Origin of the sequence: Rhizorhabdus antheiae, assembly GCF_049889055.1 — a bacterium.
GTDB lineage: Bacteria > Pseudomonadota > Alphaproteobacteria > Sphingomonadales > Sphingomonadaceae > Rhizorhabdus.
This window is the reverse complement of record NZ_JBLTWO010000016.1, coordinates 1-23051: the sequence shown is the minus strand read 5'-3', so window position 1 is coordinate 23051 and position 23051 is coordinate 1. Positions and strand designations below refer to the sequence as shown.

Below are 23051 nucleotides of genomic sequence, written 5' to 3'. Positions count from 1 at the left end.
CGATGAATACCAATTACGCTAGGAAATACAGGGGGGTGATGCATGGCAACCCGGCTAGGCTTGGATATAGGAACGAACAGCATCGGCTGGTGCCTTTTCAGCCTTGATGCGCAGGGAAAACCTGATGCGGTCCGCGATATCGGCGTTCGCATATTTTCCGATGGGCGCGATCCCAAGTCGGGCGCTTCGCTGGCTGTTGACCGGCGAGATGCGCGGGCGATGCGGCGGCGGCGCGATCGCTATCTGCGCCGTCGATCCGCCTTGCTCGATGCGCTGGCGGATACCGGCCTCATGCCTGCCGATGCGCAGGAGGGCAAGGCGCTTGCCGGGATCGACCCCTATGCTTTGCGCGCTGCGGCGCTGGATGGGCCGTTGAGTCTGCATCATGTGGGGCGGGCGATTTTTCATCTCAACCAGCGGCGCGGCTTCAAGTCCAATCGGAAGGCGGAGCGCAAATCCGGCGATGACAAGGAAGGCGGCAAGATCGCGGGCGGCGCCAAGGCGCTGGACGCGGCGATCGAGCAGGCTGGTGCGCGCACTTACGGGGAGTTTCTCTTCATGCTGGCCGGTGCGGCGACGGATCCCAACAGGCTTCCGGCGCTACGCGTGCGTATGCGAGTCGAAGGCGATGGCTATGATTTCTACCCTGAAAGGCGCCACCTGGAAGCCGAGTTCGATGCCATCTGGTCTTCACAGTCGGCCTATCATCCGGATCAGATGACTGACGTCGTCCGCGACCGGCTGCGGCGGATTATCTTCTTCCAGCGGCCCCTGAAGGCTCCCAAGGTGGGTGGCTGCACCTTCTTCCATGAGGAGCCGCGCTTGCCCAAGGCGCATCCGCTGTTTCAGGAGCGACGTCTGTACGAAGAGGTGAACCAGCTTGAGATCGCTCGGGCGGGTGCACCATCGCGCAAGCTGACGCTCGATCAGCGGGACAAGATCATTCTTAAGCTGAGGTCCGCGAAGACGGCCAGTTTCTCTGGTCTTGGGAAGCTCATCAAGCTGGCCGACGGCGAGAGCTTCAACAAGGCCAGCGAAAACCGAACGGGGCTCGTCGGCGACGAAATCGCTGCGTCGTTCAGCGACAAAAAATGCTTCGGTTCGCGGTGGATGCATTTCGAGCCGGGGGTTCAGTGGTCCATCATAGAAGCCGTGGCGGAAGAGGAAGACCCTGTCCGGCTTCATGAGTGGCTGATGGCGACACATGGCGTAACAGCCGAGCAGGCCGAGGCGATCGGACGCGTACGCCTAGCTGAAGGACATGGCCGGCTGGGAGAGACAGCAACGCGGTTGATCCTCGACACATTGAAGAATGGCGTAATCGACGGTCGTCCGCTGACCTACAATGAGGCGGTGGAGGCCGCACTCGGCCTGTCGCATAGCGATTTTCGGACCGGCGAAGTTCTCGACGAGCTGCCCTATTATGGCGAAATACTCTCGCGCGAGATTCCCCCTGGATCGCTCGATCCGGAGGATGGCGAGGAGGCCCGTTGGGGCAGGATCACCAATCCCACCGTGCATATCGGCCTGAACCAGCTGCGACGCCTGCTGAATGCGATCATCAAGGTACATGGTCGCCCCGACGAGATCGTGGTCGAACTGGCGCGAGAATTGAAGCTGAGCGAGAAGGAGAAGGCAGAGCATAACCGAAAGATCGGTGCCAACACGCGAGCGGCCGAAGCCCGATCGCGCAAATTGCTCGAGAGCGATCAGCGCGACAGCGGCTCAAACCGTGCCTTGCTCAAATTGTGGGAAGACCTGAATCCGGCCAACCCGCTTGATCGGTGCTGCCCCTTCTGCGGCCGACATATCGGCCAGCGGGCGCTGTTCTCTGATGAAACCGAAATCGAACATATCATTCCCTTCTCGCGATCCTTTGACGACAGCGCCGCGAACAAGGTCGTGGCACATCGCAGCTGCAACCGGGAGAAGGGAAACAGGACGCCTTGGGAGGCCTGGGGCCATACCGAACGCTGGGCCGTCATCGCCGAGCAGGTTGCGCGCCTCGACAAGTCCAAGCAATGGCGCTTTGCCCCGGATGCCATGGAGCGCTTCGAAAAGGATGGGGGCTTCATCGCCCGGCAATTGACCGATACGCAATATCTGTCGCGCATGGCGCGCACCTATCTTTCGAGCCTCTATCCCGAGCGTCCTTCTGACCGACTGCCGGGAGAGGGGGCAAAGGGCGTGTACGTCATTCCCGGTCGGATGACGGCGATGCTGCGGCGTTTGTGGGGACTGAATGAGCTGCTGCCCGACCACAATTATGTCGAGAACCCGCATAGCGGCGCGCCGAAGAACCGTCTCGATCATCGTCATCACGCAATTGACGCCGCCGTCGTAGGCGTGACTTCGCGCTCGCTGCTGAACGAGATCGCAAGGGCGGCGGGCAGAGCAGAGGATCAGAATCTGGACCGTCTGTTTGTCGATCTGCCCAGGCCCTGGGCGACATTCCGCGAAGATTTGCGGGACTCGCTCGGACGCGTGGTCGTCAGCCACAAGGCGGATCATGGTCGCAAGCGAGTTCCACAGAAGGGGCGCGATGCGACGGCCGCCCGGCTCCATAACGACACCGCCTATGGCCTCACAGGAATGGTAAGCGAGAGCGGCCTGCCTATTGTCGTTCACCGCGTGCCGCTGCTCGGCCTGAAGCCGGCCGACATACTCGATCCGGGGCGCATTGCTGATCCTGCCTTACGGGACGCTCTGTGGGGCGCGACCGAAGGTCTGGCGGGGAAAGAATTCGAGAAGGCGCTCGTGGCATTTTCGAAGACGCACTCCGTCTTCCGCGGAATTCGCCGGGTCAGGGTGAGGGAAGGCCTGAACGTCATCCCGATCTCGGACGGGGAGGGGCGCAAATACAAGGGCTATAAGGGTGACGCGAATGCGCGCTTCGATGTCTGGCGGATGCCGGATGGCAAATGGGTCTCGTCCGTCGTGTCGATGTTCGACGCACATCGGCGGGATTCTGAGCCTGAAAGGCCGCACCCGGCGGCGAAGAAGATCATGAGCCTCCGCCAGAATGACCTTATTGCCGTCGAACGGGATGGCCGGCCCAGAGAGATCATGCGCGTCGTCAAATTCGGTGCGGGAGGGCAGATAACGATCGCCGCCCACCAGGAGGCAGGACCGCTTAAGGAACGGGACTCGAAACCTAATGACATCGATCCGTTCAAATATTCCTCGCCTACGGCTGGAGGGCTCAAGAAGCTGAAGGCGCGGCAGGTTCGTATTGACGAACTCGGGCGTATCTTTGATCCCGGCCCGCGTTAGTCTATAGTTGTCCATGATTTGAGGCTTTCATCTCGGAAGGCTTGCAATGGATCGCATCGTCGATATTGCTACGGATGATCTGCACCTGTCCGCTTATCGCGGATTTTTGATCGTTAGTCTTGATCGGCAGGAGCAGGGGCGGGTGGCGCTCGATGATATTCAGGCGATCATCGTCCATGCGCATGGCGTTACCTGGACGACGAGCCTGGTCGTCGCTCTGGCCGAACGCGGCGCTATCATGGTCATGTGCGCCGCCAACCACGCACCGCTGGCCATCATGTCTCCAATCGATGGCCATCATGCGCAGGCCGGCCGGATGCGAGCGCAATGGGATGCGCCACGCCCCATGTTCAAGCAGCTGTGGCAGAAGATCATTGTGGCGAAGATCATGATGCAAGCCTCGCTGCTCGCTGCCTATGGGAGGGACGAAGCCAATGCTCTGGCCATGATGGCGCGGCGCGTACGTTCCGGCGATCCGGACAATCTGGAGGCACAGGCAGCCCGGAAATACTGGCCTGCTTTGATGGGTAGCGATTTCCGTCGGGATCAGCAGGCGGAAGGCGCCAATGCTCTGCTGAACTACGGCTACACGATCATGCGATCCTGCGTTGCCCGATCGATCATCGCGGCTGGGCTGCACCCGGCAATCGGGCTGCACCATCATAATCGGCTCAATGGATTCGCGCTCGCCGACGATCTCGTGGAGCCGTTTCGCCCGTTGGTGGATGGGCTCGTTCGCGGAATGATCGACAAAGGTCTGGATTCCGTCACTCCCGACACAAAGCAGAGCCTGGCACGACTGATCGGCTATGATCTGCGATTGGGCGGGGCGGTGTCGCCAGTATCGGTCGCGACGCAGCGGCTTGCGCAATCGCTCGCCCGGAGTTTCGAGGAGCGCAAATCGGCTCTTGCTCTATTCGATCCTCCGGAACCGCTCGACTGGGCCTCGCTTGGTCGGTCGGTGGCGGCAGAAGCATGAATCTGAGTGGCTACCGGCTGATGTGGATATTCGTCATGTTCGACCTGCCCGTCGACACGAAGGAACGTGCGCGCGAGGCGACCAAATTCCGGGAATTTCTGCTCGATGAAGGCTTTGAGATGAGCCAGTTCTCGATCTATGCTCGCTTCTGCAACGGCAAGGAGCAGTATGAGACCTATCTCCGGCGGATCGAGGCGCATTTGCCCGAGCGCGGGGAAATCCACATTCTCAATTTCACGGACAAGCAATATGAGAACATCATCCGCTTCTCGAGCCAGCGCCGACAACTGCAACGGAAAAATCCGGATCAGTTCGTCATGTTTTGAGGTTTCGGCTGAAATTAGCCAGAGCCGACGGGTGTCTTTCCAGTTTTACTTCAACCAGTTAGACACCCATCAGTCATAGCATTTCAGAAATCGCGGTCCAGCCGCAACGGTTCGGCTTGCTGTTGTCGCGGATGAGGGTCATAGCATTTCAGAAATCGCGGTCCAGCCGCAACCGAGACATGGTCGACCAGCTGGTCGCGATCGTCATAGCATTTCAGAAATCGCGGTCCAGCCGCAACTTGCCCACCATCGGGCACGAACCGATCGAGGTCATAGCATTTCAGAAATCGCGGTCCAGCCGCAACGTGTCCGGTTTCGAGATCGAGTATTTCCGCGTCATAGCATTTCAGAAATCGCGGTCCAGCCGCAACTCCGCCGCGAGTGGGAACATGGGAACGGAAGTCATAGCATTTCAGAAATCGCGGTCCAGCCGCAACACTGTCCCGCTCGAACCCAGCCCGCCGAAGTCATAGCATTTCAGAAATCGCGGTCCAGCCGCAACCTGAAACTGTTTCAGGAACATATTGTCGGCGGTCATAGCATTTCAGAAATCGCGGTCCAGCCGCAACGGCCATTTGGCAAACATGAGGCGCATGACCGTCATAGCATTTCAGAAATCGCGGTCCAGCCGCAACCAACGACTGGAAATGGAAGAAGCCGTTCGCGTCATAGCATTTCAGAAATCGCGGTCCAGCCGCAACTTCGCTTCGCGCAGGCCGCGCACGGCGTCGGTCATAGCATTTCAGAAATCGCGGTCCAGCCGCAACGACACCCCGCATTGCACCGCCGCCGAGCGCGTCATAGCATTTCAGAAATCGCGGTCCAGCCGCAACGGCCGGTCGCTCGTGCCGCGCCGGCGCCGTGTCATAGCATTTCAGAAATCGCGGTCCAGCCGCAACGCGGCATGGCCGAACGTATCGAACCCCTGGTCATAGCATTTCAGAAATCGCGGTCCAGCCGCAACGCGGCGGTCGTCGGCTTCATGGCGGCGAAAGTCATAGCATTTCAGAAATCGCGGTCCAGCCGCAACCTGAGTCTGCGGGGCCGGAGGACTTACAGGTCATAGCATTTCAGAAATCGCGGTCCAGCCGCAACTGACCCGCAAGAAATGTATAGCCGTCCAGGGTCATAGCATTTCAGAAATCGCGGTCCAGCCGCAACCGAGTTGGCTAGCCTTGCTGGGCTGCTTGCGTCATAGCATTTCAGAAATCGCGGTCCAGCCGCAACATATAATGGCCCGCATGCTTGAATGCGGGCGTCATAGCATTTCAGAAATCGCGGTCCAGCCGCAACCGGTGTCAGCGTCGGGGCGGGGCACATGCGTCATAGCATTTCAGAAATCGCGGTCCAGCCGCAACACGAGTTCATGTGCTTCGTTGACAGCATTGGTCATAGCATTTCAGAAATCGCGGTCCAGCCGCAACAGCGCCGTCGACAGGTGGTAATTTGAAATTGTCATAGCATTTCAGAAATCGCGGTCCAGCCGCAACTTGGCGATGCGCTTCACCGACCGGCTCATGTCATAGCATTTCAGAAATCGCGGTCCAGCCGCAACTCCTCGTCGCGTGCATCATGGGGTTCGTCGGTCATAGCATTTCAGAAATCGCGGTCCAGCCGCAACTTGAACGCTGACGTGATCGAAAAGCTTGTTGTCATAGCATTTCAGAAATCGCGGTCCAGCCGCAACGCGCCAGCATGTCGCCCGCATCGCGCAGCGTCATAGCATTTCAGAAATCGCGGTCCAGCCGCAACAGATGATGCAGACGTCCCAATGGATCATCGGTCATAGCATTTCAGAAATCGCGGTCCAGCCGCAACCTCCCCGTCCTGCAGCCGGATGAGCCGAACGTCATAGCATTTCAGAAATCGCGGTCCAGCCGCAACTCGGCTGGCGCTCGGTTCGTTCGCCGGTAGTCATAGCATTTCAGAAATCGCGGTCCAGCCGCAACTCGTCGTCGCCGCTGATCCGGGGCTTGGCAGTCATAGCATTTCAGAAATCGCGGTCCAGCCGCAACTCAGCTGCTCCGGCGTGTAGGCCTTCTGCGTCATAGCATTTCAGAAATCGCGGTCCAGCCGCAACCGCGCGGCGCTCCCAACCCCCTCCTCCGCCGTCATAGCATTTCAGAAATCGCGGTCCAGCCGCAACCGCCATCGCCGCGAAGAAGGCGAAGCCGATGTCATAGCATTTCAGAAATCGCGGTCCAGCCGCAACTGGTGCAGCCCTTTGGCGGCGGCACCGGCAGTCATAGCATTTCAGAAATCGCGGTCCAGCCGCAACAAGCGATCGACGACGCGCTTGCAGCGTTACGTCATAGCATTTCAGAAATCGCGGTCCAGCCGCAACTCGCACAGGACCTCGGCTTCGATTTCAATGGTCATAGCATTTCAGAAATCGCGGTCCAGCCGCAACACCGCAGGCGAGTTTAGCGGTGCGGCCAACGTCATAGCATTTCAGAAATCGCGGTCCAGCCGCAACTAGCCAGTCCCGCGTCCGTGTAGAGGTTGAGTCATAGCATTTCAGAAATCGCGGTCCAGCCGCAACCGAACCGCAACACGGGTCCCAAATGACATTGTCATAGCATTTCAGAAATCGCGGTCCAGCCGCAACTCAGGCTCGACCCAAGCGAATTCGGCAGCTGTCATAGCATTTCAGAAATCGCGGTCCAGCCGCAACGACGAACTGGAGCAGATCAGGAACGAGCTGGTCATAGCATTTCAGAAATCGCGGTCCAGCCGCAACATGGCCGGGTCGCGCCCGCCCACGCCGCCGGTCATAGCATTTCAGAAATCGCGGTCCAGCCGCAACTGTCCGACAGAAGCAGCGGGTGCGCATGCTGTCATAGCATTTCAGAAATCGCGGTCCAGCCGCAACCAGTCCGGAGACCGGCCCTGCCCAACTTTGGTCATAGCATTTCAGAAATCGCGGTCCAGCCGCAACCTTCGGCCGCCCTTCCAACCCCTCGGGATTGTCATAGCATTTCAGAAATCGCGGTCCAGCCGCAACCCATCCTCGGCAAGACGCTGGACCGCCTCGGTCATAGCATTTCAGAAATCGCGGTCCAGCCGCAACAGCGCCATCAGCATATCAGTCGTCCTGAAAATCATAGCAACGGGCTGGCGTATCTCACCCCCAGATCCGCCCCATCATGCCGTCCTTCAGGACGAAATGGTGGCGCAGCGCAGCGCCGACGTGGATCAGGAGCAGCGCTATCCAAGCATAGCCGAGCAATTCGTGGACCTCATTCGTAATCTCGGCGAGCGCTGACCCCTTCTCGACAGCGAGTTTGGGGATCTCGAACAGGCCAAACCAGCTGATCGGATATTTGCTCGCCGAGCTGAAGATCCAGCCCGTCATCGGCAGAGCGATCATAAGGCCATAGAATATCCAGTGTATCGCATGCGCTGCGACCTTCTCCCAGCCCACCATGTTGGCGGGCAAGGGCGGGGCGGGGTGGGTCAGCCGCCAGCCGAGCCGGACGAGGCTCAGCGCCAGGACCGTCATGCCTATCGCCTTATGGAACGGCATTGCCGGCAGAAACTGGCGCAGCGGCTCATGGCCGATCCCTATGATCAGATTGACGACGATCAGCGCGCCGATCGTCCAGTGGAGGCTGCGGGCAACGGCGTCGTAACGGAGCTGGGCATCGGTCATGCGCGTCTCTCCCGGGTCGGGGGCGCGACAGGACGCCGCGCCGCCGCCGAAGGAATCAGCTTTTGACCCGGTTGGCAACCAGATCGTCGACCACCGCCGGATCGGCCAGGGTCGAAGTGTCGCCCAGCGAAGAGACATCGCCCTCGGCGATCTTGCGCAGGATGCGGCGCATGATCTTGCCGCTGCGCGTCTTCGGCAGGCCGGGCGCGAACTGGATCGCGTCGGGGGTGGCGATCGGGCCGATCTCGGTCCGCACCCAGTCGCGCAGCGCCTTGCGCAGTTCCTCGCTCGCCGCCTCGCCCGCATTCAGCGTGACATAGGCGTAGATGCCCTGGCCCTTGATGTCGTGGGGGAAGCCGACGACAGCGGCCTCCGCCACCTTGGCATGCAGGACAAGCGCCGATTCGACCTCCGCGGTGCCCATGCGGTGGCCCGATACGTTGATCACGTCGTCGACCCGGCCCGTGATCCAATAATAGCCGTCGGCATCGCGGCGGCAGCCGTCGCCGGTGAAATATTTGCCGGCATAGGTGGAGAAGTAAGTCTGGAAGAAGCGCGCATGGTCGCCCCACACCGTGCGCATCTGCCCCGGCCAGCTGCGCGTGATGCACAGATTGCCGTCGGTCGCGCCTTCGAGCAGCTTGCCGTCGGCATCGACCAGCTCGGGCACCACGCCGTAAAGCGGCTTGGTCGCAGAGCCAGGCTTCAGGTCGGTCGCGCCGGGCAGCGGGGCGATCATCGCCGCGCCGGTCTCGGTCTGCCACCAGGTGTCGACGATCGGGCAGCGCCCTTCGCCGACCACGTCGTGATACCAGCGCCATGCCTCGGGGTTGATCGGCTCGCCGACCGTGCCGAGCAGCTTGAGCGAGGCGCGCGAGGTGCGCGTGACGAACTCGTCCCCGTCCTTCATCAGCGCGCGCAGCGCGGTCGGGGCGGTGAAGACGATCTCGACCTTGTGGCGGTCGACCACCTGCCAGATGCGGCTGGCGTCGGGCCAGTTGGGAACGCCCTCGTACATCAGCGTCGTCGCGCCGTTCGCGAGCGGACCATAGACGATATAGCTGTGCCCGGTGACCCAGCCGATGTCGGCCGCGCACCAGTAGATCTGCCCCGGACGATAGTCGAAGCACATCTCGTGCGTCAGGCTGGCCCAGAGCAGATAGCCGCCGGTCGTGTGAAGCACGCCCTTCGGCTTGCCGGTCGAACCCGAGGTGTAGAGGATGAACAGCGGATCCTCGGCGTCCATCGTCTCGGCCGGGCAGTCGGCGGACACCCCTTCGGCCAGGTCATGATACCAGGCGTCGCGCCCGGCGGTCATCGGCACCTCGCTGCCGGTCGCGCGGATCACGATCACCTTGCCCAGGCTGGAGGCGTGGGCGGCGGCCGCATCGACATTGGTCTTGAGCGGCACCAGCTTGCCGCCGCGCCGACCGCAATCGGCGGTGATCACGACCGAGCTGTCGCAATCCTGGATGCGGCCCGCCAGCGCCTCGGGCGAGAAGCCGCCGAACACGACCGAATGGATCGCCCCGATCCGCGCGCAGGCGAGCAGCGCGAAGGCGGCCTCGGGGATCATCGGCAGATAGACGGTAACGCGGTCGCCCTTCTTCACCCCCTGCGCCTTCAGCACATTGGCGAAGCGGCATACCTCTGCATGGACCTGGGCATAGGTGAAGCGGCGCGGCTCCTCGTTCGGGACGTCGGGTTCCCAGATGATCGCGGTCTGCTCGCCACGCTCGGCCAGGTGCCGGTCGAGGCAGTTGGCGGCGACGTTGAGCTGGCCATCGGCGAACCAGCGGACCTGGAAATCGGCCTCGTCGAACGAGCTTTCATCGGTCTTCGTGGGAAAGCGCACCCAGTCGAGCCGCTTCGCCTGCTCCAGCCAGAAGATATGCGAGTCTTCGATCGACCGCGCATAGTCCGCCGCATAGGAGGCCTTGGTCACCTTCGCCTTGGCGGCCCATTCGGCGGGAACGGGGTAAAGATCGGTCATGCGCCCTCTCGCTGTTCTTCGAATCGTCGGCCGGGACTATTGGTGCAGCCTGCTTATGGCTTCAAGCGCCGATGGCGATTCGATCCTGCGCAAATCGGTGCGGCTGGGGCTTCACATCGCGCGGTTTCGTTGCGCTGCGAAATCCTCTATCGGCGCGCGATGCTGAACTTCTCGAATCTCACCGTCCGCCTCGGTGGCCGCACCATCCTCGACCGCGCTTCGGCCGCGCTGCCACCGCGTGCGCGGGTCGGCCTGATCGGGCGCAACGGCGCCGGCAAGTCGACGCTGATGAAGGTGATGATCGGTTCGCTCGAGGCCGATGACGGCGATCTCGACAAGCCGCGCGACCTGCGCATCGGCTATATCGCGCAGGAAGCGCCCAGCGGGACGTCGACCCCGATCGAGACCGTGCTCGCCGCCGACAAGGAGCGCGCCGCGCTGCTCATCGAGAGCGAGACCTGCGAGGATCCCGACCGGCTGGGCGAAGTCTATGAGCGCCTGCTCGCGATCGACGCCTATACCGCGCCCGCGCGTGCCTCGACCATCCTCGTCGGTCTCGGTTTCGACGAGGAGATGCAGCAGCGCCCGCTCGACAGCTATTCGGGCGGCTGGAAGATGCGCGTCGCGCTCGCCGCGCTGCTCTTCTCAGAGCCCGATCTGCTATTGCTCGACGAGCCGTCGAACCACCTCGACCTCGAAGCGACCTTGTGGCTGGAGAATTTCCTGAAGAGCTACCCGGCGATGATCGTGATCATCAGCCACGAGCGCGACCTGCTCAACAATGTCGTCGACCATATCCTCCATCTGGAGGGCGGCAAGACCACCCTCTACACCGGCGGCTATGACAGCTTCGAACGGCAGCGTGCCGAGCGCGCCGCGCAGATCGCTGCGGCCAAGGCGTCGCAGGACGCGCAGCGCGCCAAGCTGCAGGACTATATCGCCCGCAACAGCGCGCGCGCCTCGACCGCCAAGCAGGCACAGTCGCGCGCCAAGGCGCTGGCGAAGATGCAGCCGATCGTCGCCATGGCCGAGGATCCCAGCCTGTCGATGGATTTCCCGTCGCCGGCCGACGGGCTGAAGCCGCCGCTCGTCACGCTCGACATGGCCGCCGTCGGCTATGTCGCGGAGAAGCCGATTCTCCAGCGGCTCAACCTGCGGCTCGATCCCGACGACCGCATCGCGCTGCTGGGCCGCAACGGCAACGGCAAGACCACGCTCGCCCGGCTGATCGCCTCGCATTTGAAGCCGATGGACGGCGCGATGAACGCGGCGGGCAAGATGCGCGTCGGCTATTTCACCCAGTATCAGGTCGAGGAACTCGACGTCGACGACACGCCACTCGAACATATGACGCGGATCATGCCGGGCAAGACGCCCGCAGCGGTCCGCGCTCAGCTCGGCCGCTTCGGCTTTTCGGGCGACCGGGCGACGCAGAAGGTCGGCAAGCTGTCGGGCGGCGAGCGCGCCCGCCTAGCGCTGGCGCTGATCACCCGCGACGCGCCGCATATGCTGATCCTCGACGAACCGACCAACCACCTGGACGTCGACGCCCGCGAGGCGCTGGCCCAGGCGCTCAACGCCTATGAGGGCGCGGTCGTGATCGTCAGCCACGATCGCCACATGATCGAACTCGCCGCCGATCGGCTGGTGCTGGTCGACAGCGGTACCGCCAGGGAGTTCGGCGGCACGCTCGACGACTATACCGACCTGATCCTGGGCCGGAACCAGCCGAAGGGCGACGGCGCGGCGGGCGGCGGCAAGGGCGGCAAAAAGGACAAGAAGGCCGCAGCTGCAGCGCGGGAGCAGCTGGCCACGCTGCGCAAGAGTGTCCGCGATATGGAGCAGCGGATCGCGAAGCTCACCGCGCGCCGCAGCGAGATTGACCGCGCCATGTTCGATCCCAAATCTGCCAGCCCCGCCGACGCGAAGCGCACGACCGGCGACCTGATGAAGCTCCGCGCCGACGTCGAGCGCGAGCTGGAAGCAGTCGAGGCGGAGTGGCTCGAGGCGAACGAGGCTCTCGAAGCGGCGGCCTGAGCGAAGGCTCAGGCAAGCGCCGGGCTTGTTGCTGTCTTGGGCAGCGATCTCCTTGCGGACATGGCCCTCGGAGCGAGCAATAAGGCCCGACCGGTCAAGTCGACCGGTCGGGCCGCTATTCCGTCCTCTTAACGGCTCGGCGTCGGCTGGCTGCCTACGGCAGGCGCATCGACCGGCTGCACAGGCGCCGATGCGGTGCGGAAGGACACATCCTCATCGAGGAACCCCTTCACTGCCGCGCCGAGCGGGATCATCGCGCTGGTGCCCGTGGTGAAGAAGCCTGCGACCGGGATCAGCGCCACGGCGGCGATCACGCCCCCGGTCCCGGTCACGCCCTTATCGTCGAAGGTGCCGGTCAGGCGGACATGGCGATCGCCCAGACGTAGCGACAGGACGCGTGCGCCGATATAGCCCGACTTGCCCCACATGCCCTTGTTGCGCACCTCGGTGATCTCGCCGATCGCGGGCGTGCCCGCGGGAATCACGACAACGCCGTTCACGCTGACGTTGGACCCGACTTCCATCTGCACGCGCTGGCCCACGCGCAGTTTCTTCTCCTTGGTGGTCAGTTCCTCGCGCAGCAGCAGCGGCACCTCGGTGCCCGCACGGAGCACAGACGCGGGCGCCGGCGCGTCGAGCACGGCAACGGCCTGTGCCGTCGTCATCGGCTGTGCTGCGACCGGCGCCGTCTGCGCCACACAGGGCGCAGCAAGAAAGGCCGCGCAAAGCGGCAGAAAACCGTAATTCGCCTTCATGAAAATGTCCCCCTCGTTCCCCTGCGGAACGATGTGCTCTCTTTGCCGCCTGAGGCCGGGCGGTCAACGCGGGCGGTTGGCTCGGTTATCTGGAAATGCGTCCGTTTTGGAGCATTTCGGTTCAAAAGCGTTGGGCTCCCAGCCTTCGTCGAGACCGGCGCGATGCATATCAGAGGCGGGAAATCGGGCTTTCACCACGCAAGTGACAGGTTGACTGCGCTGATACAGGCGTCCGAGAAATGCGCTTCGACCGCCTTTGCGCCCCGCTCTCCCAAAATCGCGGCCAGCAAAGCCGAGGCATCGAGGACGTGCCGAACCTCACTCATGCTTGGCAGCGCGGCGGCGATCTTCGATCAGTTCATCGGACAGGCTTGAGCCCGCCGGGAGATGAGCACGCAGTCGGGCCTGCACCCGGCCTAGCGCGCTGTGTACCGGTCGTACATGCAGTTCACCGTCGACGACGCGCAGCAACACCTGATCGCCATCTGCGAGTCCGAGGATGCGACGGATTTCAGCGGGAACCTGCAACCGCCCGCCGCTGACCAATCTGCCTCGCTGCACAGTCATGTATATGAATCCGCTTTTGTACAATTGGCGGTGATATATACATTTCCCGCTCCCCTGTATCTGAGTGGTTGTGGGGTGAACTCTGAGGGACCCCGCCCGCCTTACAGCGCCAGTTCAGCTTGCTGCGCTACAGGAACTTTCGCGAGGGACGGGGGTCTATCCTCCGGAACCGAAACGACTCATAGCGGAATGCGATGTTCGACAGACGTGAAATTCTGGCGCTGATCGGCGCCCTAACGGCGGCGGGGCCGGCGCTGGCGGCGGCTCCCGGCCGAAGCCGCAGCGTTGGAACGGTTACGCCCGCGCTCGGTGCCGCGCAGCCGTTCGACTGGGCCTGGTTGCAGGCGGAGGCCGAGCGGCTGGCGGCTCGCCCGCCGCGCCCGCCGCACCAGGCCGATCCGCGCACCCATGCGGTCGACTATGACGCCGCCAACCGCATCCGCTTTCGTGAGGATCGCTCGCTGTTCGCCGATGACGGCTATGCGGTGCGGCTCTTCCCGCTGGGTCGCTATGCGCCGACGCCAGTCGATCTGTTCATGGTCGAACGTGGCCGGGCGCGGCCGATCGAGCATAGCGAGGACATGTTCGAGGTCGCCCCAGGCGAGGGTGCAGCGCCGCAGGTCCTGCCCGGCATTTCCGGTTTCCGCGTGATGAACCGGGGCGGGGTGGGGGACTGGCTCGCCTTTCAGGGCGCGTCCTATTTCCGCTCGGCCGGCCCGCTCGATCAATATGGCCTGTCCGCGCGCGGGGTCGCGATCGACACCGGCATCGACGGGCGCGAGGAGTTTCCCGCCTTCACCGCCTTCTGGCTCGAACGCACGGACGCGGGGCTTACCATCTATGCGCTGCTCGAAGGGGCGAGCCTGACCGGCGCCTACCGCTTCGTCTGCATCAAGGGCCGGGACGCTGTGGTGCAGGATGTCTCCGCCGTCCTTTTCTTTCGCCGCGACGTCGAGCGGCTGGGCATCGCCCCGCTCACCAGCATGTTCTGGTATGATGAGGGCAATCCGCAGGCGCGGATCGACTGGCGGCCGGAGATCCACGATTCGGATGGACTGCTGATCCACAATCGCTCTGGCGAGCGCCTTTGGCGGCCCTTGCGCAATCCCGATCGGCCGACCGTCAACCTCTTCGCAGACGAACGCGGCGCAAGTTCCTACGGGCTGTTCCAGCGCGATCGCAGCTTCGACCATTATCAGGACGACGGCGTCTTCTACGAAAAGCGACCCAGTCTGTGGGTCGAGCCGAAGGGCGATTGGGGCCCCGGTGCCGTGACTCTGTACGAGATTCCGACCCGGCGCGAGACCGACGACAATATCGTCGCCTTCTGGACGCCGAAAGCACCGGCGCGTGCAGGGATGCGGCTCGCTTACGACTATCGGCTGCGCTGGCTTGGAGGAGAGCCCTATACCGCGCCGATCGCGCGCGTCGTCGATCGTTGGACCGGGGTCGCGGGTCGGCCAGGAACCGATCCGATCGCGGGTGCCCAGCGTCTGGTGACGGACTTCGCCGGGCCAACGCTCAAGGGGCTCGATCGCGGCTCGGGGGTGACGCCAGCTGTCTCGGTCGATCGCGGTCGAATCCTAAGCGTCGCGGCCTATCCCGTCGTCGGACAGGCGGCCCGCTGGCGCCTGATCGTCGATGTCGCGCGCGAACCCGGAAGCGCCAATCTCCGGGCGACGCTCGAAAAAGGCGGTTCGCCGCTCAGTGAGACGCTGATCCACCAGTTCGGCTGATCATGGCCTGTCGCCCGCCGAGGAAACCTGCCATGGGCCGCCGCGTTGGGGACATCATAGGCTGAACGACGTGCAACCCCGGCACTGCATGCGGTGCCGCGAACGACATGAGAGTGTGAGCTTGTACCGACCCGAAGACGATCCCCGTCGCCCGACGGCTCCCTCAGTGGGACAGAGGACGAAGCCGGACCTTCCGCCGGAAGCCCCGCTGGACATGCCCGTCCAGGATTTGCGCCGCCTGCCACCCGGCGGGGTCGAGGAGCCGATCGGCTATGTCGGCCCGCTCGTCCAGCGCCGCCTGTTCCTGATCCTCGGCAGCTTCTTGTTCGGTCTCCTCGCCGCGCAGGAGATGTTCACCCCGCTGCGCTCGGACGGCATCGACTGGATCGATGCGGGGTTCTTCCTGCTCTTCTTCGGGCTGTTCGCCTGGATCGCCTTCGGCTTTCTCACCGCGGTGGCCGGGCTGTTCGTGATGCTGGGCCGGGGACCGATGGAAAGCGTGCGGCGCAGCCCGCTGGTGCTGCCTCGGGCGCGGACCGCCGTGCTGATGCCCATCTACAATGAAGAGGTGGGTGCGGTCTTTCGCCGCCTGCGTTCGATGGTGGAATCGGTCGAGAAGGTGGGCGCTGCCGACCGCTTCGACTTCTTCGTGCTCAGCGACTCCCATGAGTCGGCCTATGCCCGCGAATATCTCGCCTTCCGCCGCCTGACCGAGGATGCGGCATCGGGCGTCTATTATCGCCGCCGCCAGCAGAACACCGCGCGCAAGCCGGGCAACATCGCCGACTGGGTTCGCCGCTTCGGCGCGGCCTATGATTTCATGCTGGTGCTCGACGCCGACAGCCTGATGACCGGCGCTGCCATGGCGAGGCTCGCCACGGCGATGGAAGCGCGCCCGTCGATCGCGTTGCTGCAGACCGTGCCGCAGCTGATCAACGGCCATACGATGTTCGCGCGCTGGCACCAGTTCGCCTCGGCGCTCTATGGCCCGGTGGCGTCGGCCGGCCTGCGCTGGTGGTCGGGCACCGAGTCGACCTTCTGGGGCCACAATGCCCTTATCCGCGTCCGTGCCTTCGCCGAGAGCTGCGGCCTGCCCGAACTGCCGGAAGACAGTCTTCTTGGCGGGCATATTATGAGCCATGACATGGTCGAGGCGGCGCTGCTCCGCAGGCGCGGCTGGGCGGTGCACATGGTGGCGATGCCCGAGGGCAGCTATGAGGAATTCCCGCCGACGATGATCGACCATTCGATCCGCGACCGGCGCTGGTGCCAGGGCAATCTCCAGCATCTGCGCCTGCTCGACACGGCCGGATTTCACTGGGTCAACCGGCTGCAACTGCTGATGGGCGCGTCGGCCTATCTGACGTCGCCGCTGTGGCTGCTGCTGATCGGTGCGGCGATCTTCGAAACATTGCGGGCCGATTTCGACGGCTATGTGCTGATCTCTTCGGGCTGGCTGCTCGGCCTGACCCTGCTGATGCTGCTCGGGCCAAAGGTCGCGGCACTGCTGTCGCTGCCGCTCGACCGCGATCTGCTGCGGCAGATGGGCGGCTGGCGGAACGTCGTGAAGGGCACGCTGCTCGAGATCCTGATCTCGGTCGTGATGGCCCCCGTCACCATGCTTACCCAGACCTTCGCGATCGTCGACATATTGCGCGGTCGGCGGAGCGGCTGGTCGCCCCAGCGCCGCGAGGTCGACGGGCTCGATTTCGTCGAGGTGATGCGCTTCTACCGCTGGCACATCCTGCTTGGGCTTGGTCTTACGGCCGCAATGATTGCGGGTATCGACGGCATGCTGTGGACGCTGCCGGTCGCGGTGGGTCTCGTGCTGTCGCCCGCCACCGTCTGGCTCACCGCGCGGTCCGACGTCGGCGACGGGCTGGTACGGCGCGGCTGGCTGCTGTCGCCTGCGGATCATCGCCATTTCGAGGAGGCGCCGGGCGAGCAGCCCGCCGACCTCGTCCTCGGGCCGCGCTTTGCGATTGCACAGGGTTGAGCGCCGCGCCTAGAAACCGGCACCGGCCAGTGCCGGTCGCGGTGCAAAAGGACAGACGATGAATTTGCTGGGCCGCCCGATCGGGCTGAACGAACCGCTCTTCGCGATTGCGGGCCCCTGCGTGATCGAATCCGAAGCGCTCGTGCTCGGTGTTGCCGAGCGGCTCCGTGTCATTGCCGACCGGCTCGGCATGATGATCGTCTTCAAGAGCTCGTTCGACAAGGCCAACCGCAGCTCTAACGCCTCCTTTCGCGGCCCCGGCCTGGAAGAGGGGCTGCGTATTCTTGAGAAAGTCCGCGCCGAAACCGGGCTGCCTCTCCTCACCGACGTCCATGATGCAGAACAGGTGCGCGCTGCCGCCGAGGTGGTCGACATCGTCCAGACCCCTGCCTTTCTCGCGCGGCAGACCGATCTGATCGAGGCGGCGGGCGCCTGCGGCAAGGTGGCCAACATCAAGAAGGCCCAGTTCATGGCGCCGCACGACATGGCGCATGTCGTCGCCAAGGCGCGTGCGGCGGCAGAGGCCGCCGGCCGCGAGGCGCAGATTCTCGTCACCGAGCGCGGCACCTCCTTCGGCTACAATAATCTGGTTACGGATCTGAGGGGGCTCGTCATCATGCGCGACACGGGGTGCCCTGTCGTGTTCGACGCAACCCATTCGGTGCAGCTGCCCGGCGGGCTGGGCGCATCGTCAGGCGGACAGCGCGAATATGTGCCGGTGCTCGCTCGCGGCGCAGTGGCGGTCGGCATCGCAGGCCTGTTCATGGAAACCCATCCCGACCCTGCAAAGGCGCTGTCGGATGGCCCCAATGCCTGGCCGCTCGACCGGCTCGAACCGCTGCTGGCCGAGCTGCAGGCCCTCGACGCGCATGGCATCGAAGCGCGTAGCCGCTGGCCCGATCAGGCCTGAAGCACCCTTGTGTACATGGCGGCAAGGCGCTGGCGATAGGCGTCTTCGCTGAACTTCGCGACCTGTGCCGGCCCAGCTTCGATCAGCCGCTGGGCAATCGCGGGGTTGGTATCGAGCGCGCGGATCGCTTCTGCGATCGCATTGCTATCATAGGGATCGACGAGCAGCCCCGCATCGCCGACCACCTCCGGCAGTGAACTCGTCGTCGACGAGATGACCGGCGTCCCCAGGCGGATTGCTTCGAGCGCAGGCAGGCCGAAGCCTTCATAGAGCGACGGGAACAGCACCGCTTTCGCCCCACGAGCGAGGCGCAGGAGGATCGACCGGGGCAGATAGTCGAGCTGGCGGATAGTGTTCGCGGTGGGTCCGCCATATAGCGCGATCCCGCCGCCGCCGAAGACCCGGCTCTCCTGCTCGGTCCCCCAATGCCGGGCGCCGACGATCACGAGCGGCGTCTTCGACTGGCTGGTCAGATAGGCTTCGATGATCCGGATCAGGTTCTTCTTCGGATCGAGCGCTCCGAAGAACAGAAAATAGTCACGATGCTGCAGCGCGAACATGCCCTCGATGAACCGTGCGTCCTCGGCGGGATCACGATCGAGGAGCGCTGGGGGGACCGGCGCTGTCTGATAGCTGTTCGTCACCTTGTCGGCGGGAACGTCCGGGAACAGCTGCAGGATGTCATTTCGGCTTGATTCCGAGACCGTGCAAATATGGTCGGCGACCGAGACGCACTGCCGGATAAGGCGGTGGTAATTATCCTTCCGGTCGAGCGTCGTGTACGGCAGTTTCAGCGGCACGAGGTCGTGCAGCGTGTAGACGTTCTTCGCCCCCGCGATGCGCACCGGGACGGGATAGGTCCAGTGCATGATGTCGGGGGGATTGGCGATGTGCAGCGTCAGGAAGCTGTTCAGATGCTGCAGTCGGCGGTCGGCGATCTCGAACAATCCTCCCAGGCTGACGAGGCGGTCGAACGCCGGTAGCTTCTCCGCGAAGGCCCGTTTCTCAACCCGCTCGGTCATCGGCACTTCGGCGGCGGTGGCGCCGCGCAGCATCTGCAGCAGTTCGCGGCGGGTCCGTCGGCGACGTTGTCGCTTGGTCTCGGGCTGCCGCTCGCGGCCGACCCTGTCGTAGAAGAACAGTTCGCGCGTATCGCTGTGCGTGCCGACGTCGACGCCGAACACGCCCAGCGTCGAATGCCCCATCTCGCGGATCGCCTCGGTGAGGCCGAAGCCATAGGTGGCGACGCCCGTACCGCGCGGCAGCGCGAGATTATAGCCGTCTATTCCGATGCTGAGCCTTGTCATCCGCTTCCGTTCCGTCCGTCGCTGTCCGGCGACTAGACCGTCCTCGCCGCTTTTGCCAGCCGGTGACGGTCAGACTGCTCCCAGCCGCCGGTGCAGCGCGCCGAGCCGCGCGGCGAAGGCATCGAGCGTAAAATGCCGGGCCCGCTCGAGGCCACCGGAGCGGAGGCGTCGCAGCAGAGTCTCGTCTTCGAGCCGGCCGATCGCCATGGCGAGATCCTCGACCGAATGGGGATCGGCCAGTAACGCGGCGCCGCCTGCGACCTCTTCGGTCGCGCCACCGCAGGAGGTGAGCACCGGCGTTCCCGCCTGCATCGCCTCGATGATCGGAAGGCCGAAGCCCTCGGCCAGCGTCGGGAAGAGCAGGGCGCGTGCCGAGGCGATCATCGCCAGCAGCACAGGCCGCTCGACATAAGGCATGCGGATGAGTCCGGGTACGCCGTCCAGCGCCGGTGTAATCTCGTCTGCGCGCCATCCGTCGGGGCCGGCGACGACAAGCGGATGAGGCACACCGCTGCGGCGCCAGGCCTCGACCAGGCGCAGGAGATTCTTGCGCGGCTCGACGCTGCCCACCGCGAGCAGGAAGCGGCCGGCCTGCAGTCCCGACGGCGGGGAAGTATCAGCCTCCGTCGCTTCGAGGCCGGGCGGGCAGGCGGATACACGGTCGGGTGGGCAGTCGAGGGTCGCCACGATGTCGTCTCGGGCGGCGTCGGACACGGTGATCAGATGGTCCGCCCGTGCGGCGATCGCGCCCAGCAGGGCGCGATGGCGCAGCGCGTCGATCTGGCTGAGCTCCGGGTGGAGCATCGGTATGGCGTCATGCACCGTGTAGATGTTGATCCAGCCATCGAGCCGGATCGGCAGGGGATAGGTCCAGTGGACGACGCCGGGCCTGCCATTGGTGCGCAGCCGTAGGAGTGTGCCGTGCAGATCGAAATGGACCTGTGCGAGGCGGAACAGATCCCGGCTCCATAGGCGTTGGCCGGCCTCCGACTGTCGAACCTTGAGCGGGCGTGGTCGTTCGATCATTGCGTCGGCCCAGCGGAGCCAGCGGTCGGCCCGGGGTGCGCGCTGCATCGGGCCGCCGCAGCTGGGATCCAGGACCCGTTCGACGCTGTGCCCGAGGCGGTGCAGCGCATCATCCAGCGCCATGGCATAGGTCGAGACGCCGGTTCCGGGGCGGTCGAGCATGCGGCCGTCGATCGCGAAGCGTGGGTTTTGCGTTTGCGCAGCCATCGTCTATGTTCGATCGCATTGCAGGCGGGACGGTACTCGTCCAGCATTTTGTCGGTCCGCGTTGCGTGTTGAAGAGAAGGCCGTTCGAATGATCCGCTTCGACAATGTTTCGAAGACCTACCATATCCGCAAGTTCAGCAAGCAGGTGTTCAGCAATCTGAGCTTCGAGATCAAGCGCGGCGAGAGCATCGGAATCTGCGGCGCCAACGGCGCTGGCAAGTCCACGTTGATGCGGCTTATCGCCGGCGTCGATCAGCCTACCACCGGACGCATCGAGCGGACCATGACGACCAGTTGGCCGATCGGCTATGCCAGCGCCTTCCAGGCGAACATGACGGGCAGCGACAATGTCCGCTTCATCGCGCGTATCTATCGTCAGCCCGAGCAGCAGGTGCTCGATTATGTCGAAGATTTCGCCCAGCTCGGCGTCTATTTCCACCAGCCGGTGCTGACCTATTCGTCGGGCATGGTCAGCCGCCTGGCCTTCGGCATCTCGCTGGCGATCAATTTCGACTGCTATCTGATCGATGAGGTCACCAGCGCTGGCGACGAGCGCTTTCGGCAGAGGTCGCAGGAAGAGCTGATGAAGCGCCGCGAGGAGGGGACGCTGGTGATGGTCTCCCACGATCCGCATACGCTGCAGCAATATTGCGAGCGAGGGGCGGTGCTCTATGGCGGTAACCTGACCTTCTATGACAGCGTGGTCGAAGCCTGCGAGGTCCACCACGGTCTCCAGATGCGCGCCGCATGATGCTGCCGCCCGGTTCGTCTGCCGGCCATAGGGAAAGGATTTGCGCTTGACGGCCGTGCCGCTCCCGCGCTTCTCCTCGCCCCCGACAATTTTCCTTAATCACGACACAAGGTCTGCCATGCCCGCAAGCCCCTCTCTCCGCCTCCGAATGATCGGCTCGATGTCGATCCTGGCGGTCCTGCTGTCCGGGTGCGCGACGCTCCCTTCGAGCGGTCCAACCGGAAGCCAGGTCATGCGCGGGGCGAAGGATCCCGAAGCCGAACTGAAGTTCCAGGTGGTCGACCTCGATGGTGCGGCGTTCAAGCGCCTGCTGGCGGTGCAGCCGGCAGGGCGGGGTGTGGGTCAGCTCGCGGCGCTGTCGCGGGAAGGGCGAGTAGACAGGATCGCGCCGGGCGATGCTTTGCAGGTCAATGTCTATGAAGTTGGCATGACGCTCTTCGGTGCGAGCACCCAGAACCTGACCGGCGGCATCGGCGCCCAGATGGGGGTGATCCAGGATGCGACCGACGCCAGCGTACGGTCACAGCCGTTGAATGTCGTCACGGTGGCGGCCGATGGCACGATCCGTCTTCCCTATATCGGCCGGCTGATGGTCGCGGGTACGACGCCTTATGACGTGCAGCGGATGATCGAGCAGGCGCTGCAGGGCAAGTCGCAGAGCCCGCAGGCGCTCGTGACGGTGGTGAACAGTCCCGGCAACAGCATCTACATATTGGGCGATGTCACGCGCACCGGCCGTATCCCTTTGACGGCGGCGCGGGAGCGATTGCTCGATGCGGTAGCGAGCGCAGGCGGCGCGAAGGCGTCGGCGGCTGACACCGTCATACGCCTGAGCCGCGGCGGACAATATGCGGAGATGCGGCTCGGCGACATCCGCCCGGGTAGCAGCGACGATGTGGCACTCTTGCCGGGAGACCGGATCGAACTCGTCATCGAGCCGCGCAGCTTCAGCGCCTTCGGAGCGACCAGCAAGGTATCGCAGGTGCCGTTCGAGTCGCCGAGACTGTCCTTGGCCGAAGCATTGGCTCGCATTGGCGGTCCCAATGATGCGCAGGCGGATCCCAAGGCGGTGTTCCTGTTCCGCTACGATGCTGCGGCGATCGCAGCGGGCGAGCCACCGATGATCTATCGTCTGAATCTGATGAATCCCGAGAGCTACATCATCGCCCAGAATTTCCCGATGCAGGACAAGGACCTGATTTATATCGCGAATTCGGCCTCGAATCCGGTCAGCAAGTTTGTCGCGATTCTGAATCAGCTGTTCGCGCCGCTGCTGACGGCGAGGATTCTGACCGACAACAACAACTGATTCGGGCAGGGGCTGCGAGAGCTGGCCCTTATTTTTCGGGCTTCGCGAGGCAAGTAAGGCAGAAAAATAACGGCCTGATAAAAGTTGCTTGACGCTATGGGGTGGTTCGCATAGAAGCCCCTTCACCGGCGGCGGCGAGTTGGTTTTCCGGATCGCTTCCGCGCCTCATTATCGGATCGGTAGAACGATCTCCTCAGGGTTCAGGCTCTGGGAATAAAGAGGCTGTC

General features: G+C 63.7%; 15 protein-coding genes and 1 CRISPR repeat array. Of the genes, 9 read left to right on the top strand and 6 right to left on the bottom strand.

Annotated features, from left to right (window positions below):
• The first annotated feature begins 42 nt into the window (after window positions 1-42).
• From cas9 to cas2, 3 genes are read left to right on the top strand one after another with little or no spacing between them, the layout of a single operon-like run.
• The gene (gene cas9 / locus ACNI3R_RS19755) at window positions 43-3273 is read left to right on the top strand and encodes a type II CRISPR RNA-guided endonuclease Cas9 (RefSeq protein WP_426186735.1); all 3231 of its coding nucleotides are present in this window, start codon (window positions 43-45) and stop codon (window positions 3271-3273) included.
• Between the two features lie 46 nt (window positions 3274-3319).
• A complete protein-coding gene (cas1, locus tag ACNI3R_RS19750) occupies window positions 3320-4252 on the top strand; it encodes a type II CRISPR-associated endonuclease Cas1 (protein ID WP_426186732.1) in 933 nt (310 codons plus the stop codon).
• Window positions 4249-4578: a CRISPR-associated endonuclease Cas2 gene (gene cas2 / locus ACNI3R_RS19745; protein WP_426186729.1), complete on the top strand. Its 330-nt coding sequence runs from the start codon at window positions 4249-4251 to the stop codon at window positions 4576-4578. The genes cas1 and cas2 overlap by 4 nt, the downstream gene beginning before the upstream one ends.
• Window positions 4579-4650: 72 nt before the next feature.
• Window positions 4651-7648: a CRISPR direct-repeat array (repeat unit 36 nt; unit sequence GTCATAGCATTTCAGAAATCGCGGTCCAGCCGCAAC).
• Window positions 7649-7702: 54 nt separating this feature from the next.
• Here cas2 and ACNI3R_RS19740 read toward each other — a convergent pair.
• Complete coding sequence (locus ACNI3R_RS19740; protein WP_426186726.1) at window positions 7703-8230, bottom strand: cytochrome b; 528 nt, start codon at window positions 8228-8230, stop codon at window positions 7703-7705.
• 55 nt (window positions 8231-8285) lie between these two features.
• The gene (acs, locus tag ACNI3R_RS19735) at window positions 8286-10223 is read right to left on the bottom strand and encodes an acetate--CoA ligase (protein ID WP_426186723.1); all 1938 of its coding nucleotides are present in this window, start codon (window positions 10221-10223) and stop codon (window positions 8286-8288) included.
• A gap of 159 nt (window positions 10224-10382) precedes the next feature.
• Between acs and ACNI3R_RS19730 the strand changes: the two genes are divergently transcribed.
• Window positions 10383-12260, top strand: coding sequence for an ABC-F family ATP-binding cassette domain-containing protein (locus tag ACNI3R_RS19730; RefSeq protein ID WP_426186720.1), 1878 nt, complete (start codon window positions 10383-10385; stop codon window positions 12258-12260).
• A gap of 128 nt (window positions 12261-12388) precedes the next feature.
• On the opposite strand, the gene ACNI3R_RS19725 is transcribed toward ACNI3R_RS19730, so the two are convergent.
• Entirely contained in the window at window positions 12389-13015 is a 627-nt protein-coding gene (locus ACNI3R_RS19725) for a hypothetical protein (protein WP_426186717.1), read from the bottom strand.
• A gap of 318 nt (window positions 13016-13333) precedes the next feature.
• The gene (locus ACNI3R_RS19720) at window positions 13334-13582 is read right to left on the bottom strand and encodes an AbrB/MazE/SpoVT family DNA-binding domain-containing protein (protein ID WP_426186714.1); all 249 of its coding nucleotides are present in this window, start codon (window positions 13580-13582) and stop codon (window positions 13334-13336) included.
• A 194-nt stretch (window positions 13583-13776) separates the two neighbouring features.
• On the opposite strand from ACNI3R_RS19720, the gene ACNI3R_RS19715 reads away from it, so the two are divergent.
• From ACNI3R_RS19715 to kdsA, 3 genes are all read left to right on the top strand, one after another.
• Entirely contained in the window at window positions 13777-15318 is a 1542-nt protein-coding gene (locus ACNI3R_RS19715) for an OpgD/OpgG family glucan biosynthesis protein (protein WP_426186711.1), read from the top strand.
• An 88-nt stretch (window positions 15319-15406) separates the two neighbouring features.
• On the top strand, window positions 15407-17314 hold the full coding sequence (mdoH, locus tag ACNI3R_RS19710) for a glucans biosynthesis glucosyltransferase MdoH (RefSeq protein ID WP_426186708.1): 1908 nt from the start codon (window positions 15407-15409) through the stop codon (window positions 17312-17314).
• Between the two features lie 58 nt (window positions 17315-17372).
• The gene (kdsA, locus tag ACNI3R_RS19705; RefSeq protein ID WP_426186705.1) at window positions 17373-18224 is read left to right on the top strand and encodes a 3-deoxy-8-phosphooctulonate synthase; all 852 of its coding nucleotides are present in this window, start codon (window positions 17373-17375) and stop codon (window positions 18222-18224) included.
• On the opposite strand, the gene ACNI3R_RS19700 is transcribed toward kdsA, so the two are convergent.
• Window positions 18215-19531, bottom strand: a complete 1317-nt coding sequence (locus ACNI3R_RS19700) for a glycosyltransferase family 4 protein (protein WP_426186702.1) — start codon at window positions 19529-19531, stop codon at window positions 18215-18217. The genes kdsA and ACNI3R_RS19700 overlap by 10 nt on opposite strands.
• A 69-nt stretch (window positions 19532-19600) precedes the next feature.
• On the bottom strand, window positions 19601-20764 hold the full coding sequence (locus ACNI3R_RS19695) for a glycosyltransferase family 4 protein (RefSeq protein ID WP_426186699.1): 1164 nt from the start codon (window positions 20762-20764) through the stop codon (window positions 19601-19603).
• An 88-nt stretch (window positions 20765-20852) separates the two neighbouring features.
• Here ACNI3R_RS19695 and ACNI3R_RS19690 point away from each other — a divergent pair, with 88 nt between their 5' ends.
• Both ACNI3R_RS19690 and ACNI3R_RS19685 read left to right on the top strand, forming a co-directional pair.
• Entirely contained in the window at window positions 20853-21515 is a 663-nt protein-coding gene (locus ACNI3R_RS19690; RefSeq protein WP_296625979.1) for an ABC transporter ATP-binding protein, read from the top strand.
• A 232-nt stretch (window positions 21516-21747) separates the two neighbouring features.
• Window positions 21748-22824, top strand: a complete 1077-nt coding sequence (locus ACNI3R_RS19685; RefSeq protein WP_426186696.1) for a polysaccharide biosynthesis/export family protein — start codon at window positions 21748-21750, stop codon at window positions 22822-22824.
• Window positions 22825-23051: the final 227 nt, after the last annotated feature.

Bases quoted from the DNA above. Each gene is read 5' to 3' on its own strand.
- kdsA (WP_426186705.1), top strand. From the start codon at position 17,373: ATGAATTTGCTGGGCCGCCCGATCGGGCTGAACGAACCGCTCTTCGCG.
- acs (WP_426186723.1), bottom strand. From the start codon at position 10,223: ATGACCGATCTTTACCCCGTTCCCGCCGAATGGGCCGCCAAGGCGAAG.
- ACNI3R_RS19695 (WP_426186699.1), bottom strand. From the start codon at position 20,764: ATGGCTGCGCAAACGCAAAACCCACGCTTCGCGATCGACGGCCGCATG.
- cas9 (WP_426186735.1), top strand. From the start codon at position 43: ATGGCAACCCGGCTAGGCTTGGATATAGGAACGAACAGCATCGGCTGG.
- ACNI3R_RS19700 (WP_426186702.1), bottom strand. From the start codon at position 19,531: ATGACAAGGCTCAGCATCGGAATAGACGGCTATAATCTCGCGCTGCCG.
- ACNI3R_RS19725 (WP_426186717.1), bottom strand. From the start codon at position 13,015: ATGAAGGCGAATTACGGTTTTCTGCCGCTTTGCGCGGCCTTTCTTGCT.
- ACNI3R_RS19690 (WP_296625979.1), top strand. From the start codon at position 20,853: ATGATCCGCTTCGACAATGTTTCGAAGACCTACCATATCCGCAAGTTC.
- mdoH (WP_426186708.1), top strand. From the start codon at position 15,407: ATGCGGTGCCGCGAACGACATGAGAGTGTGAGCTTGTACCGACCCGAA.
- cas2 (WP_426186729.1), top strand. From the start codon at position 4,249: ATGAATCTGAGTGGCTACCGGCTGATGTGGATATTCGTCATGTTCGAC.
- ACNI3R_RS19730 (WP_426186720.1), top strand. From the start codon at position 10,383: ATGCTGAACTTCTCGAATCTCACCGTCCGCCTCGGTGGCCGCACCATC.
- ACNI3R_RS19685 (WP_426186696.1), top strand. From the start codon at position 21,748: ATGCGCGGGGCGAAGGATCCCGAAGCCGAACTGAAGTTCCAGGTGGTC.
- ACNI3R_RS19720 (WP_426186714.1), bottom strand. From the start codon at position 13,582: ATGACTGTGCAGCGAGGCAGATTGGTCAGCGGCGGGCGGTTGCAGGTT.
- ACNI3R_RS19740 (WP_426186726.1), bottom strand. From the start codon at position 8,230: ATGACCGATGCCCAGCTCCGTTACGACGCCGTTGCCCGCAGCCTCCAC.
- ACNI3R_RS19715 (WP_426186711.1), top strand. From the start codon at position 13,777: ATGTTCGACAGACGTGAAATTCTGGCGCTGATCGGCGCCCTAACGGCG.
- cas1 (WP_426186732.1), top strand. From the start codon at position 3,320: ATGGATCGCATCGTCGATATTGCTACGGATGATCTGCACCTGTCCGCT.